General features: G+C 75.1%; 12 protein-coding genes. 3 read left to right on the top strand and 9 right to left on the bottom strand.

From position 1 onward, the window contains the following. Positions 1-34: 34 nt before the first annotated feature. Positions 35-775 carry an MIP/aquaporin family protein gene (locus H2O74_RS14145; protein ID WP_182112157.1) on the bottom strand — a complete coding sequence of 247 codons (741 nt, stop codon included), beginning with the start codon at positions 773-775 and terminating at the stop codon, positions 35-37. Between the two features lie 72 nt (positions 776-847). Continuing rightward, a complete protein-coding gene (locus H2O74_RS14140) occupies positions 848-2,662 on the bottom strand; it encodes a glycerol-3-phosphate dehydrogenase/oxidase (protein ID WP_182112156.1) in 1,815 nt (604 codons plus the stop codon). A gap of 253 nt (positions 2,663-2,915) precedes the next feature. On the opposite strand from H2O74_RS14140, the gene H2O74_RS14135 reads away from it, so the two are divergent. Next, positions 2,916-3,830 (top strand): sugar-binding transcriptional regulator, encoded by a 915-nt coding sequence (locus H2O74_RS14135; RefSeq protein WP_220458081.1) that lies wholly within the window; start codon positions 2,916-2,918, stop codon positions 3,828-3,830. Positions 3,831-3,976: 146 nt separating this feature from the next. Here the strand turns inward: H2O74_RS14135 and H2O74_RS14130 are convergent, their stop codons facing one another. The 5 genes from H2O74_RS14130 to H2O74_RS14110 all read right to left on the bottom strand — a co-directional run bounded on the left by H2O74_RS14130 (position 3,977) and on the right by H2O74_RS14110 (position 10,630). Beyond that, the gene (locus H2O74_RS14130; protein ID WP_182112155.1) at positions 3,977-4,594 is read right to left on the bottom strand and encodes a dihydrofolate reductase family protein; all 618 of its coding nucleotides are present in this window, start codon (positions 4,592-4,594) and stop codon (positions 3,977-3,979) included. Between the two features lie 130 nt (positions 4,595-4,724). Continuing rightward, positions 4,725-8,330: an urea carboxylase gene (uca, locus tag H2O74_RS14125; RefSeq protein WP_182112154.1), complete on the bottom strand. Its 3,606-nt coding sequence runs from the start codon at positions 8,328-8,330 to the stop codon at positions 4,725-4,727. Further along, positions 8,330-9,007, bottom strand: coding sequence for an urea amidolyase associated protein UAAP2 (locus H2O74_RS14120; RefSeq protein WP_182112153.1), 678 nt, complete (start codon positions 9,005-9,007; stop codon positions 8,330-8,332). The genes uca and H2O74_RS14120 overlap by 1 nt, the downstream gene beginning before the upstream one ends. Further along, positions 9,004-9,867 carry an urea amidolyase associated protein UAAP1 gene (locus tag H2O74_RS14115; RefSeq protein ID WP_182112152.1) on the bottom strand — a complete coding sequence of 288 codons (864 nt, stop codon included), beginning with the start codon at positions 9,865-9,867 and terminating at the stop codon, positions 9,004-9,006. The genes H2O74_RS14120 and H2O74_RS14115 overlap by 4 nt, the downstream gene beginning before the upstream one ends. An 85-nt stretch (positions 9,868-9,952) precedes the next feature. Next, on the bottom strand, positions 9,953-10,630 hold the full coding sequence (locus H2O74_RS14110) for a TetR/AcrR family transcriptional regulator (protein ID WP_255491649.1): 678 nt from the start codon (positions 10,628-10,630) through the stop codon (positions 9,953-9,955). A gap of 170 nt (positions 10,631-10,800) precedes the next feature. Between H2O74_RS14110 and H2O74_RS14105 the strand changes: the two genes are divergently transcribed. Further along, entirely contained in the window at positions 10,801-12,336 is a 1,536-nt protein-coding gene (locus tag H2O74_RS14105; protein WP_182112150.1) for a sodium:solute symporter family protein, read from the top strand. A 64-nt stretch (positions 12,337-12,400) separates the two neighbouring features. Next, positions 12,401-12,943, top strand: coding sequence for an amino-acid N-acetyltransferase (locus H2O74_RS14100; protein ID WP_182112149.1), 543 nt, complete (start codon positions 12,401-12,403; stop codon positions 12,941-12,943). Positions 12,944-13,065: 122 nt separating this feature from the next. On the opposite strand, the gene H2O74_RS14095 is transcribed toward H2O74_RS14100, so the two are convergent. Beyond that, positions 13,066-13,992 carry an aminoglycoside phosphotransferase family protein gene (locus tag H2O74_RS14095; protein ID WP_182112148.1) on the bottom strand — a complete coding sequence of 309 codons (927 nt, stop codon included), beginning with the start codon at positions 13,990-13,992 and terminating at the stop codon, positions 13,066-13,068. Beyond that, positions 13,989-14,876, bottom strand: coding sequence for an A/G-specific adenine glycosylase (locus H2O74_RS14090; protein ID WP_255491648.1), 888 nt, complete (start codon positions 14,874-14,876; stop codon positions 13,989-13,991). The genes H2O74_RS14095 and H2O74_RS14090 overlap by 4 nt, the downstream gene beginning before the upstream one ends. Between the last annotated feature and the right edge of the window lie 48 nt (positions 14,877-14,924).

Here is a 14,924-nt window from a genome sequence, read left to right as displayed (position 1 = left end):
TGCGGGGAGGGATGGGTACGGGAGCGTCGGACGCTCAGATGACGGCGGCCGCGAGCAGGCCGGCGAGCACGCCGCCCACGAGGGGGCCGGCGATCGGCACCCACGCGTAGCCCCAGTCGCTCGAGCCCTTGCCGGGGATGGGCAGGACCGCGTGCGCGATGCGGGGGCCGAGGTCACGGGCCGGGTTGATGGCGTACCCCGTGGGGCCACCGAGGCTCGCGCCGATGCCGACGACCACCAGGGCCACCGCGAGGGGCCCCATCTCGTGCGGCGTGTTGCCGAACTGGATGACGATGTAGACGAGCACGAACGTGCCGAGCACCTCGGTGAGGAAGTTCCAGCCGTAGGAGCGGATCGCCGGGCCCGTCGCGAAGACGGCGAGCTTGGTGGCGCCGTCGGCCTCCGGCTGGTCGAAGTGCTTCTTGTACGCGGCCCAGGCCAGCACGGCGCCGAGGAACGCGCCGAGGAGCTGGGCGCCGAAGTAGACCCCGATGGACGTCACGTCGATCGGGACACCCGGCATGAACTCGCCGCCCGGGTCGTTGGCCGCCAGGCCGACGGTCACGGCGGGGTTCAGGTGTGCGCCCGAGGCCCACGCCGCGAACACACCGACGAAGACCGCAAGGCCCCAGCCGAAGTTGATGAGCAGCCAGCCCCCGTTGAAACCCTTGGTCGTCGGGAGGATGACGTTGGCGACGACGCCTGCACCCATGAGCAGGAGCAGTGTCGTGCCGATGAACTCCGAGACGAAGATGTCGGTCAGGGTCACGTCCATGCGTTCCTCTATTCACTCGGGACTTCGTTGTCACGTGAGCTCCGCGGGTCGCGCGGAGAGGAGGACCGGCGGTCAGGTGCCGTACGGTCCGGCCGCCCCCTTCGAGTCGGCGGGCGAGCCGGGCTTGAGCCCGGGCCCCGGACCTGGCGTCCCGAGCTCGACGAGCGGCGTGACGTCCGGGACGCGCAGCCGCGCCGCCTCGGCCGAGGCGTCGTCGGGCTCGAAGGACGCCGCCTCCTCCGCCTCGCAGCGCGCGGTGTAGGCGGCGACCTCCTCGGCGCGACGCTCCGCGTCCCACCCGAGGCGCTCCGCGACGAGGTCGGCGATCTCCTCGATGGCGGCCAGACCGCGGTCGCGCTGCTCGTAGACCAGGCGCGTGCGGTGGATCATCACGTCCTCGAGGTGCAGGACGCCCTCGTGCGAGGCGGCGTAGGCGACCTCCGCCCGCAGGTAGGCCGGCGCCCCCTCGAGCGGGCGGCCGAGCGACGGGTCGGCGTCGACCATCTCCATGAGGTCGGTGAGCAGCGAGCCGTAGCGGTGCAGCAGGTGGTCGACCATCGGCCGGGACCAGCCGTAGGTGCGCGCGATGCGCTTCGCCTGGCGCTGGAGCACCGCGTGGCCCTCGGCCCCCGCCAGCGAGATGCGGTCCGTGATCGACGGCAGGCTCTTCGCGCGCTCGCCGATCGCGAAGTCGACGGCGTCCTTGGCCATGACGCGGTACGTCGTGAGCTTCCCGCCCGCGATGACCGTCAGGCCGGGCGTGGGCGAGGCCACGGTGTGCTCGCGCGAGACCTTGGCCGACGACGTCCCCGCCTTGGTGCCCGGCTGCAGCAGCGGGCGCAGCCCTGCCCACGTGCCGATGACGTCGTCGCGCGAGATCGGGTCGGCGAGCACGGCGTTCGCGTGCTCGATGACGTAGTCGATGTCCGCCGCGGTGGCGACGGGGTGCGTGAGCTCCTGCTCCCACGGCGTGTCGGTGGTGCCGATGACCCAGTACCGCGACCACGGGATGACGAAGAGGACGCTCTTCTCGGTCTGCAGGATCAGGCCGACGTCGCCGCGGATGCGCTCGCGCGGCACGACGATGTGGACGCCCTTGGACGCCAGCACGTGCAGGCCGCCCTCGTCGCCCGCGAGGGCCTCGGTCTCCTCCGTCCAGACGCCGGTCGCGTTGATGACCTGGTCGGCGTGGACGGTGATGCGGCGGCCGGTCTCGAGGTCCTGCACGACGGCGCCGTTGACGACGCCGGTCGCCCGGCGCGTGAGCTCGACGACCTGCGTGCGGCTGGCCGTGTGCGCGCCGTACGTGGCGGCCGTGCGGACGAGCGTCGCCACGAGGCGGGCGTCGTCGACGCTCGCGTCCCAGTAGCGGACCGCGCCGACGGCGGCGTCGTGGCGCAGGTCGGGGAAGAGGCGCTCCATGCCGGTGCGGGTCACGTGGCGGTGCCACGGCATCGCGCGGTGCCCGGGGGCGATGCTCGCGAGCACGTCGTAGAGGGCGACGCCGGCGCCGACGTACGCACGCTCCCAGACGCGGTGCTCGAGCGGGTAGAGGAACGAGACCGGGCGCACGAGGTGCGGCGCGATCTTCTTCAGCAGCAGGTCCCGTTCGGTCAGCGCCTCGTGGACGAGGTTGAAGTCGAGCATCTGCAGGTAGCGCAGGCCGCCGTGGACGAGCTTGCTCGACCGGCTCGACGTGCCGCTGGCCCAGTCCTGCGCCTCGACGAGGCCCACGCGCAACCCGCGCGTCACCGCGTCGAGCGCGATGCCGGCGCCCGTGACGCCGCCCCCGATCACCAGGACGTCGAGCTCCTCGCCCTCGCTCGACCGCGCCAGCGCCGTGAGCGCCTCCTCGCGTGCCGCCGGCGTCAGTGCCGCTGTCTTCACGGTGCCTCCTCGGGCTCCGGTACGTCCCGGGAGCCGATGCCGCGCACGACGCCTGGGGGACGGGAGTCCCGGTGACAGGGTGTCGGCCGCGCGACAGCCCTATGCTTCCCATGCCCGAACGTTCGCGCAACCCGAGTGCACGAACGTGCAACGCAACTCCGCCGGCGCCCCCGGCACGAGGAGGTGAGCGGTGGTCCACGTCGGTCGCGAACCGCGCGAGGACGTCCGCGAGGACGTGCTCAAGGCGGCGTCCATGTACTACCTCCAGGACCTCAAGATGGACGTCATCGCGCGGCAGCTGGGGACGTCGCGGTCGACGGTCTCGCGCCTCATCAAGCGCGCGCGCGAGACGGGGCTCGTCGAGATCACGCTGCGTCCGGGCCGCACCCGGGCGCCGGGCCTGCGGGAGACGATCGCCGGCCGGTACGGCATCGAGGCCTACGTCGCGCCGGTCCCGGACTCGGCGACGGAGATCGACCGGCTCGACCAGGTCGCGCTCACCACGGCGAAGCTGATCGGCTCGTGGTTCGACTCCGACATGGTCCTCGGCATCGCGTGGGGCACGACGCTGGCCGCCGTCGGCCGCCGCCTCATGCCCAAGGCGACGCGGGGCAGCGCCGTCGTGCAGCTCAACGGCGCCGCCAACACGCGCACGAGCGGCATCGAGTACGCGAGCGACCTCATCTCCGGCTTCGGCGCGGCCTTCGACGCGACGGTGCACCACTTCCCGGTGCCGGCGTTCTTCGACTACCCCGAGACGAAGGCCGCGATGTGGCGCGAGCGCTCGGTCCGGCGCGTGCTCGACGTGCAGCGGCGCGCGGACATCGCCCTGTTCGGCGTCGGCGCCGTCGGCGGCGGCCTGCCGAGCCACGTGTACTCGGCCGGCTACCTCGACGCCGAGGACATCACGCTGCTGCACGACGAGGGCGTGGTGGGCGACGTGTGCACGGTCTTCCTGCGGGCGGACGGCAGCTACGAGGACGTCGCCCTGAACGCGCGCGCGACGGGCCCGACCCCCGTCGAGCTCCAGCGGGTGCCGCGCCGCGTGTGCGCCGTCGCGGGCGACAACAAGGTGGTCCCGCTGCGCGCCGCGCTCGCGGCCGGGGTGGTCACGGACCTCGTCGTCGACGAGCTCACCGCCGAGCTCCTGCTCTCCGACGACGCCTGACGCCGCGCGGCCCTCCCGCGCGGAGGGTTGCGCCCTCTCCCCGGCCACAACCCTCCGGCGGCGGCACGTGACCGCGCGGGCCGGTTCGCGCGGAGGGTTGCGCCCGCCCTGCGGGCACAACCCTCCGGCGTGCGCGGTGGCGTCGGTCAGCCTGCGGTCGCGGCGGGGAGGTGCTCCATGGCCTCCTCGTAGCCGCCCTGCGACGGCAGCTCCGTGGGGGCGTAGATCAGGCGGACGACGCCGGTCGGGTAGACCTCCGAGCGCAGCAGGCGCAGCGGGTAGATCGGCTCCCCCTCGTCGAACAGACGCTCGCCGCGGCGGGCGGCGACCGGGTGGACGAGGAGCCGCAGCTCGTCGAGGAGGCCCGCCGCGAGGAGCTGGCGGACCACGGAGATTGAGCCGGCGACGAGGACCTTGCCGACGCCGGGCTCGGCCGCCAGCGCGCGGACCGACGCCGCGAGGTCGCCGTCGAGGCGCTCGACGTTGCGCCAGCCGAGGTCCTGGTCGCCGCGCGTGGCCACCACCTTGCGGAGGTCGCCCAGCTGCTTCGCGAACGCGGCGTCCTGGCCTCCCGCGGCCTCCCGCCCGGGCCACGCGCCCGCGAAGCTGTCGTAGGTCACGCGCCCGAGCAGGAGCACGTCGGCGCCCTGGTAGTCCTCGTCGACGGCCGCGCCCATGCGCTCGTCGAAGTAGGGGAAGTGCCACGCGGGCTCGACCTCGGCGACGCCGTCGAGCGAGATGAACAGGGTCGAGACGATCGCCATGCGTCCTCCTGGGGCCGCGGCGCGCCGGGTCGGTGCGCCTCCACCACGGCCGACTCCCCGGGACGGCCGGACTCATCGGCCCGGACCCCTCCGCGCCCCGCCGCCTGACCGGCGCGCACCCGGGGCAGGCTCAGGCGGCCTCCCGCCGCTCGACGACGACGAGCACCTGGCCCGGACCGACCTGGTCGCCCGGCGCGACCACCACGTCGACCACGACGCCCGGCGCGGTTGCCACGACGGGCGCCTCCATCTTCATCGCCTCCAGGGCGAGGAGCGTCTGCCCCTGCGCGACGACGTCGCCCGGCCGCACGTCGACGCGGAAGACGGTCGCGACGAACGGCGCCTCGACGCCGTCGCAGCCGTCGGGCACGCCCACCCCGGGGCCGGCGCCCACAGCGGCGAGCTCGGGCTCGGGCCGTGGGTCGAACTCGCCCGCCGCCTGCCACGCGTCCCGCTCCGCACCGAACGCGGCCGCCTGCTGCGCGCGGAAGTCCGCGATCGAGCCGGCGTTCTCGGCGAGGAACCGCTCGTGGTCCGTCAGCGCGAACGTGCCCTCGTCGATGCGCAGGTCGAGCCGTCCCGCCGCCATGTCGGCGCGGTTGTCGAGGAGCTCCTCGGCGCTGACCGGGTACCAGCGGATCGTGTCGAAGAACCGCAGCAGCCAGGGCGTGCCCGGCTCGAACGCCCCGCGCTGGCGGTGGGTCGACCACACCTGGACCGTGCGGCCCACGAACTGGTAGCCGCCGGGGCCCTCCATGCCGTAGATGCACAGGTAGGCCCCGCCGATCCCCACGGCGTTCTCGGGCGTCCACGTCCGGGCCGGGTTGTACTTCGTCGTCACGAGCCGGTGGCGCGGGTCGAGCGGCGTCGCCACGGGAGCGCCGAGGTAGACGTCGCCCAGCCCGAGCACGAGGTACCGGGCGTCGAACACGGTGCGGTAGACGTCGTCGACGCTGTCCAGCCCGTTGATCCGGCGGATGAACTCGATGTTCCACGGGCACCACGGCGCGTCGTCGCGCACCCCGGCCATGTAGCGCTCGATCGCCTCACGCGTGGACGGGTCGTCCCACGAGAGGGGCAGGTGCACCGTGCGGCTCGGCACGACCAGCTCGCTCGTCGGGGGCAGCTCCGCCTCGACCTCCTGCACGACGTCGAGCACGCGGCGCAGCGACAGCGTGTCCGGGTCGAGGTGGAGCTGCAGCGACCGGATGCCCGGCGTCACGTCGACGAGCCCGCCGCGCCGTCCCGCGTCGGGTGCCCCGAGGCGCTCGGTGACCGCCTCGGCGAGTGCGTGCACGCGCAGGCGGGACGCGAGGTCGAGCTCCATCGCGCCGTACTCGACCAGCAGGTTGTCGTCGCCGCTGCGCCGGTAGGTGACCGCGGGGCGGGTGTCGGTGGGGTCGAGCCGGCCGAGGACGCCGCCGTCGCCGTGCGCCGGGCGCGAGGCCGTCGGCACCGACTGCGGCCGGGTCCGCAGCGCCGCCGCCTGCGCCTCGTCCACGGGCACGAACCGCACGGTGTCGCCCGGGCGGAGCTGGCCCAGCTTCCACATCTGCCCGACGGCGACCGTGGCCGGGCACGTGAAGCCACCCAGGCTCGGGCCGTCCGGGCCGAGGAGGATCGGCAGGTCTCCCGTGTAGTCGACCGCGCCGACGGCGTACGGGGTGTCGTGGATGTTGGACGGGTGCAGGCCCGCCTCGCCGCCGTCCGGCCGGGCCCACGTCGGCTTGGGCCCGACGAGGCGCACGCCCGTGCGGGCGGAGTTGAAGTGCACGCTCCAGGTGGCGGCGTAGAAGGCGGCGACGTCGTCGGGCGTGAAGAACTCCGGGGCCGCGTGCGGGCCCTCGAGCGCGCCGACCTCCCACGCGCTCGTCACGTCCGGGCGCTCGCCCGGTGCGACCGGCGCTGCCGGCGCGAGGTCCGGCGCCGGCCGGCCGAGCGGCAGCAGGTCGCCGGGCCGCAGCGGCGACCCCGTCGTCCCGCCGATGCGGCCGAGGTCGAAGGTGGCCGCCGAGCCGAGGACGCCGGGCACGTCGAGCCCGCCGCGGACCAGCAGGTAGGTGCGCATCCCGGCGCTGGGCGCCCCGACGCTCAGCGTGCTGCCCGCCGAGACGTCGACCGGCTCCCACTGCGGCACGGCCATCCCGTCAAGCGTCACCGGCGCGGGTGCGCCGGTGACCATGACGGTGGCCGGCGTGCGGAAGCGCAGGGTCGGCCCGTCGAGCGTGCACTCGAGACCCGGCGCACCCTCCGCGTTGCCGAGCGCGCGGTTGCCGAGGCGGAAGGAGAGGTCGTCCATCGGGCCCGACGGCGGGATGCCGACGTGCCAGAGCCCGGTGCGGCCCGGCCAGTCCTGGACGGTCGTGAGCATGCCCGGGCGCACCACCTCGACCCGCGGGTCGGCGTCGGCGACGTCGGCGAGCGTGCCCGTGTGGTGCGTCGCCGCGCGCACCGCCGGCGTGGCGCCGATCGCCCGGAGCAGGCCGAGGTTCGTCGCGACGCCGCCGATCGTCGTGGCGGCGAGCGCGTCGCCGAGCGCGTCCCACGCCTGGGCGCGGTCGGTGCCGGTCGTGATGACCTTGGCGAGCAGCGGGTCGTAGTGGGTCGTCACCTCGGCGCCGGGCTCGATCCAGGTGTCGACGCGCGCCCCGCCCGGCAGGCGGACGGCCGTGACGGTGCCGGCCGACGGGAGGTGGTCGCGGTCGGGGTTCTCGGCGTACACGCGGGCCTCGACCGCATGGCCCGAGGGCGTCAGCGGCTCGTCGAGCATGGTCGTGTCGCCCTGTGCGAGCCGCAGCATCCAGGCGACGAGGTCGATGCCCCAGACGGCCTCGGTGACGGGGTGCTCGACCTGGAGCCGGGTGTTGACCTCGAGGAAGGCGGCCTCGCCGCGCTCGGCGTCGTACACGTACTCCACGGTCCCGGCGGAGCGGTAGGCGACGGACGCGCACAGACGGCGGGCGGCGTCCGCGATCTCGGCGCGGACGGCGTCGGGCAGGCCGGGTGCGGGGGCCTCCTCGACGACCTTCTGGTGCCGGCGCTGCAGCGAGCAGTCGCGGTCGCCGAGGGACACGACGGTCCCGTCGCCGTCGCCGAACACCTGGACCTCGACGTGCCGCGCCGCGGTGATGAGGCGCTCGAGGAAGACGCCGGCCGAGCCGAAGCTGGCGCCGGCGGTGCGGCGGACGGCCTCCCAGGCGTCGGCGAGCTCGGCGGGGGAGTGGCAGGCCCGCATGCCGATGCCGCCGCCGCCCGCGGTGGCCTTGAGCATCACCGGGTACCCGACGACGTCGGCCCGGGCGAGGGCCTCGTCGAGCGACTCGAGCAGGCCGGTCCCGGCGAGCATGGGCACGCCCGCGGCGCGGGCGGCGTCGCGCGCGGTGTGCTTGGACCCGAACACCTCGAGGTGCTCGGGCCGCGGGCCGACGAAGACGAGGCCGGCCGCCTCGGCCGCGCGCGCGAACGCGGCGTTCTCGGACAGGAAGCCGTAGCCCGGGTGGATCGCGCCCGCGCCCGTCGCCAGGGCGGCCTCGACCACCCGGTCGGCGAGCAGGTAGCTCTGCGCGGCGGGCGCCGGTCCCAGCAGGACCGACTCGTCCGCGAGGTGCGTGTGGGCGGCGCCCGCGTCGGCGGCCGAGTGGACCGCGACGGTGCGCAGGCCCAGCTCGCGGGCCGACCGGATGATCCGGACGGCGATCTCGCCGCGGTTCGCGACGAGCAGCGTGTCGAAGCCCATCAGAGCGCCGGGTCCGGGGCGCCGGCGGTGACGACCATGCGCACGGGCGTGGGGTCGAACCCGTTGCACGGGTTGTTGACCTGCGGGCAGTTGGAGACGACGACGAGCACGTCGCGCTCGGCGCGCAGCCGCAGGCTCAGGCCGGGCGCGGAGAGGCCGTCGACGATGCCGAGCGCGCCGTCGGGGTCGACCGGCACGTTCATGTACCAGTTGATGTTGGAGACGAGGTCGCGCTTGCCCAGGCCGCGCCGGCCGCCCTCCGCGAGGAAGTTCTCGACGCACGCGTGCTGGGACGCGGTGTGGTGCCCGTAGCGGAGCGCGTTGGACTCCACCGAGCACGCGCCGCCGAGCGTGTCGTGCCGGCCGACGTCGTCCGCGACCACCGTCATGAGCGGCCCGTACTCGCAGTCGCGCAGCACGCTGCCCGTCGTGAGGAAGATCGAGTCCTGGCCCTGCAGCGTGTCCGGGGCGCTGTAGCGCAGCGACGTGTCGTGCGCGTCGTAGACGAGGAAGTCCACGGCCTGGTTGCCCTCGAGGTCGATGATCGTCAGCTCGTGGCCGGCGCGGACGACCGCCGACCAGGGCGCGCGCGCCGGGACGGTCTGGTCGAGGACGACGGTCTGGTCCGGCACGGCGGGCTGCCCCGGCACGACGGCGGCGACGGTGGTCTCGGTCATCGGTCTCCTCCGGCGGGCGTGCGGGTGGTGGCGAGGTGCGCGGCGGTGCGCTCGAGGGCGCGGCGTCCTTCGGGCGTCGTCGCCCGGGAGGGGGCGCCCGACGCGACCGGGACGGGGTGCCACGCGACGACGTCGAGCGGGCCGCAGGACCAGTCGGGCCGCGGGTCGAGGGGGTGGGCGGTGTTCGCGACGAGCACGACGAGCGGTAGCTCGGCGACGAGCGTGACGTCCGCCCCGGCCCCCGCGGAGCCGATCGGCCGGGGCCGGCCCGCGTCGTCGACGCGGTAGCCCTGGAAGAAGGAGATGCTCGGGGGCAGGTCACGGCGCGTCAGGCCGTGCTTGGCCCCGGCCAGCGCGAGGAGCTCGCGTCCGGCAGGGCTCGGGCCGTGCGCGTCCCCGTCGCCGTAGCGCTCGGCGTTGCGGGCCCGGGTGCTCGTCCCGAACAGGGTGTCGTGCCGACCGGACGTGTCCTGCGTGATGCTCGCGAGCGCTCGGCCCTGGTCGGAGAGCAGCAGGTGGCCCGCGGTCGGGTACGCCTGCCACTGCACCTTGACGGTGTCGGCGACGTTGAGGCGCTCCCACGGCCGACCGGCGTGGAACAGCAGGAGGTGCGCGCACGCGTCCCCGGTGAGGTCGGTGAGCCGGACCGCCGTGCCCGGTGCGACCTCGAGGTGCGTGTAGCCGCCGGGCGCGACCGTCTCGGACCACACCAGGTCCGCGGCGGCGACGCCCTCGGGCGGGGTGGGCCGGGCGCTCGCGGGGTAGGTCGGGCGCGGGTGGCCCGCACCCTCGGCGGCCGCCTCCTGGGCACGGGCGTGGTCGCGCGCTCCGGCGGTCGTGGCGGTGGACGGTGCGGCCATGTCGGCCCTCCCATATCTGTCGGTCGACAGGTATGAGTCTGGGCGGGTGGTGTTGTCGGCCGATTCCGTGCGTGTGACGGCTGCGTTACGGCCTCGCCGCGGCGGGCTGCCGCGCCGCCAGCACGGCCGCCGAGTCCGGCCAGCCGACGACCCGCAGGCACGCCTCGGCGACCGCGCCGGGCAGCGCGGAGAGGTCGGCGCCGCCCCCTTCGCCGCGGATCCCGATGACGCTCTCGACGAGGCCGAGCACCATGTCGGTCAGGGCCTCGGTCCCGGCGGGGTGCCCGGCCGGCGGCCGGGCCGCGGCGACGAGCCGCCCGTACGCGTCGCGCAGCCGCCGCCGCTCCTCGCGGAACGCCGCGAAGCGCTCGTCGCGGATCTCGGGGAGCAGGTACAGGGCGCCCGTGTTGTGCGGCGTGCCGAGGAGCAGCTCGGCGTCGGCGAGCACGAGCGCGTGCAGCCGGGCGGCGGCTGCCACCGGGTCGTCGTCGGGCAGGTCGGCGAGCAGGGCGTCGGCCGCCTCGAGGGACGGTCGCACGGAGCGCGCGAGCAGCTCGGCGAGGAGGTCGGCCTTCGAGGCGAAGTGGTAGTAGAGCGACGCCTGGCGGATCCCCACCGCGGCAGCGACCGCGCGCGTCGACGTCGCCTGGTACCCGTCCTCGACGAAGAGGCGGGCGGCCGCCTCGAGGATCTGCTCGGCGGCCGGCAGCCCGCTGTCCGCCGGGCCGGAGAGCCGCGGGCGGCCCTGCCGTCGGGTGGTCACGGCGGTCATGCTACGCAGCCGCCGAGCGGCGCCGTACCGCCGCCGCGGCGCCGGCGGCCGCTGTGAGGATTCGTTTACACACCCGTGACGTCTCGAGACCGGGCCGGACATATCGGGGGAGGTCAATGGTGCCTGTCGGGTGACAGGTAACCACGAGCCTCGGAGCATCCATGATCATCGCGGGAGTCGGACTCAGCGTCCTCGCCGTCGTCCTCGTCGGCATCCTCGTCGCGCGCAAGGTCGACGGTGACAGCGCCAACTTCCTCGTCGCCGGGCGACGGCTCGGGGTCCCGCTCGTCGCGGCGTCCCTCACGGCGGCCGCCGTGGACTCGAACGCGACGGTCGGCAACACGGACCTGACGTCCGCCTTCGGGTTCTGGTCCGGCGCCTCGCTCGCGCTCGGCCTGGCGATCTGCCTCCTGCTCACCGGGCTGTTCCTGGCCCGCCCGATGAACCGGATGCGGCTGTTCACGCTGGCCGACTTCTACCGGCTGCGGTACGGGCGCGGGGTCGAGGTCGCGGCGTCGGTCCTCATGATCTTCGCGTTCGCGATCCTCATGGCGGGCAACCTCGTGGCCTGCGGCTTCCTGCTCGAGATGTTCCTCGGCATCGACTACACGCAGGGCGTGCTCATCGCCGTCGTGCTGGTGCTCGTCTACACGATCGGCGGCGGGATGTTCTCCGACGCCTACACGGCCGCGATCCAGATCACGATCACGGCGTTCGCCACGGTCGCGCTGCTGTGGTGGGTCGGGTCGACGATCGGCTTCGCCATCCCCGAGGGCATGGGCCCGTTCGACCTGGAGCAGCTGACCTCGACCGACGCCGGCGCCCCCATCAACTGGGCGACCCTCATCTCGCTGGGCATCGGCGACATCGTCGCCATCGACTTCATGCAGCGGATCTTCTCCGCGAAGAACCCCGAGGTGGCCCGCCGGTCGTGCTTCGCCGGCGCCGCCGGGACCGCCGTCGTGGGCGTCTCGTACGCGCTCGTGTCCCTCGCGGCGGTGTCAGCCTTCGGCCTCGACATGGGCGACGGGCCCGTCCTGTTCTCCCTGCTCGCCGACCACGCCCCGCCCGCGCTGACGATCCTCGTGCTGTCGGGCATCGTGGCGGCGTCCTTCTCGACGGCGTCCGGCGCCATCCTGGCGACGTCGGCCGTGGCGGTGCGCAACATCATCGGGATCCGTCGCGTCGCCCCGGTGGCGGCGGGCGACGGACGCGACCCCCTGCTGCGCTGGACGCGGCTCGCCATGATCCCCGTCGTCGTCCTGGGCGTGACCGTCGCGCTCGAGGTGGCGCAGACGGGGATCCTCCTGACGCTGGCCTTCGACCTCATGCTGGCGTGCCTCGTCGTGCCCTTCCTGCTCGGTCTGTTCTGGCGTCGCGGCGGGACGCGCGCAGCCGTCGCGGCCATGGGCACGGGGCTCGTCGTGCGCCTCGGCCTCTTCGTCCTGACCCCGACCATGTACGGCGTCCCGAACGACATCGCCTACCTGCCCAACAGCCTCGTCCCCGCGAGCTTCGACGGGTGGCCCACCGTCTACGGCGGCCTCGCGTCCCTCGTCGCGTACCTGGTGGCGGCCTTCGTCTGGCCGCGGACCGTGACCGAGGAGGCCTGGGCGATCGCCGACGGCATGCCCGCGCAGGACGAGGCCGACGCCGAGGCCCGCCGCACGGCGGGGGCCGCGCCGCCCATGCGGTGACGGTGCTCCGTACCGGTCCGGTCCGGTGCGGCGCGGTGGCGTGACGGTGCCCTAGCGTGTGCGCGTGACGTCCGCCGAGCCCGCGAGCTCCACCCCCGCACCGGATCAGCCGTTCCGGGTCCGCGCCGCCCTGCCGCGCGACGTCCGCGAGGTCCGCGACCTCGTGGAGCCCTACGCGGCGTCGCGCATCCTGCTCGCCAAGGAGCTGGTCGGGTACTACGAGGCGGTCCAGGAGTTCGTCGTCGCGCAGGACGCGAGCGGCGCGCTCATCGGCTGCGGCGCGCTGCACGTCATGTGGGCCGACCTCGCGGAGGTCCGCACCCTCGCCGTCCACCCGGCCTGGCGGGGGCGCGGCGTCGGGCACGCGCTCCTCGACGAGCTCATCGAGCGCGCGCGGACGCTCGGCCTGCGCCGGCTGTTCTGCCTGACGTTCGAGGTCGACTTCTTCGTCGCCCACGGCTTCCACGTCATCGCGGGCACGCCCGTCGACACGGACGTCTACGCCGAGCTGCTGCGCTCGCACGACGACGGCGTCGCCGAGTTCCTGGACCTCGCGCGCGTCAAGCCCAACACCCTCGGCAACACCCGGATGCTCCTCGAGCTCTGACGGCGCGCGTCGCGGTTCTGGCACCGATCCGGGTGTCGCCGCGCCCGGATCGGTGCCAGAACTCCGGTGGGCGGTCGGGCGGCGGGGCGGCGGTGGGCGGTCGGGCGGTCGGGAGGCGCGGGTCAGTCGAGGACGGACTTGGTGACGGCGACCGCGACGTCGAGCGTGTGGCGGTCGTCGGCCGTCAGGCCGCCCGCGCGCTCGGCCGCGTCCTCGACGGTCCACAGGGCGTTCGTCATCATCCGGAACACCACCCAGTCCCGGGCCCGGTCGTGGTTGAGGCCGCCGACGTCGGTGAGGACCTCCAGCCGCCGCCGCAGCGCCCAGCGCAGCGCGCCGCCCGCCACGGCGTCGTCCCACCGGTTCCACAGCATGGGTGCGACCTCGTAGTGCGGGTCGCCGGACAGCGGCTTGGGGTCGATCGCGAGCCACGGCTCGCGGTCCGCGGCCAGCACGTTGTGGTGGTGCAGGTCCGTGTGGACGAGCGTGCCGTCGGTGGCGGGGTCCGCCGCGAGCTCCCGGCCCAGCGCCACCGCGTGCTCGACGAAGCGGTGCGGCACCGGCGCGCCGCGCGGGAGGCGGGCCAGCCGCCGCGTCCAGTCCCCGACGCACGAGGAGAGGGTCACGAGCTGCGGCGGCGCGGGCACGTGCAGCCGCCCGTACAGGCCCGCGACGACCTCGCAGGCTTCGTCGTCCGGCACCGAGGTGAGGTCGTCCGGGTGCGCCCGCTCGAGCAGCAGCGCGAGGCGGTGCGGGTCGGCGCGCAGCAGCTCCACGGCGCCGTCGCCGTGCCAGCGCTGGAGCGCTACGTGCTCGGTGCGTGCCTCCCAGTGCGGCCAGGTGACCTTGAGGACCGCGGCCCGGTCGGCCTCAGTGCGGACGGGCACGGCGATCGCGCACGCGCCGTGCCGGGGGTCGCCGTCGGCCCGCAGGTCCCACTCGGCCAGCAGGTCGCGCACGAGGCGGGGGAGGGCGTCGAGCCACGCGGCCCACTGCGGCCCGAGTGCCGCCCGGGCGGCGAGGCCCGCCGGCACGACGACGTCCGTCATGCGGCCCCGCCCGGCAGGCGCACCGCGCCGCCCGCCCCGTCGTCGACGACCGCGAGCCCGTCGACGACGAGCGAGGTCAGGGCACGGGCGCGCTGGGCGTCGTCCGGCCACGCGCGGGCGAGCGTCGCCGCGGGCAGCGGTCCGGGCGCGTCGCGCAGGGCGGCCATGAGCGCACCCCGGGCCTGGCGGTCCGTGCCCTGCCACGCCTGCCGGCGTCGGCGGTGCGCGAGCTCGTCGGCCGGCATGCCCGCGAGCCGCCACCGGCAGGTCGTCGCGACCGGGCACGCCCCGCACCGCGGTGCCCGGGCCGTGCAGACCAGCGCCCCGAGCTCCATGACGGCCGCGTTCCAGCGGGCGGCGGTCGCGTCGTCGTCGGGCACGACGTCGCCGGCGCGCCGCAGCTCGGCGGCGCTCAGGTGCGGGTCGGGCAGGGCGCGGCCCTCCAGGGCCCGGGCCAGCACGCGCCGCACGTTGGTGTCGACGACCACGCTGCGGCGGCCGCGGGCGAACGCTGTGACGGCGGCCGCGGTGTACGTGCCGATCCCCGGGAGCGCGAGCAGAGCCGCCTCGTCCGCGGGCAGCTCACCGCCGTGGTGCTCGACCACGGTGCGGGCGCACTCCTGCAGGCGCAGCGCCCGCCGCGGATAGCCCAGGCGGCCCCAGGCCCGCAGGACGTCGTCCGGGCCCGCCGCGGCGAGGTCCGCCGCCGTCGGCCAGCGCTGCATCCACGCGCGCCAGACGGGCTCGACCCGCGCCACGGGCGTCTGCTGGAGCATGACCTCGCTGACCAGCACGCCCCACGCCGTCCGCCCGGGCGCCCGCCACGGCAGGTCCCGCGCGTGCTCGTCGAACCAGGCGACCACGGGCTCGACCAGGGCGTGCACGGGGGAATCATCCCCCACGGGGCCGCCCGGCGCGGCGCCCCCGGGACG

The sequence above is a fragment of the Actinotalea sp. JY-7876 genome, from assembly GCF_014042015.1.
Taxonomy (GTDB): Bacteria; Actinomycetota; Actinomycetes; order Actinomycetales; family Cellulomonadaceae; genus Actinotalea.
Note: the sequence above shows the minus strand (reverse complement) of the source record. Positions and strands in the feature narration are given on the sequence as shown.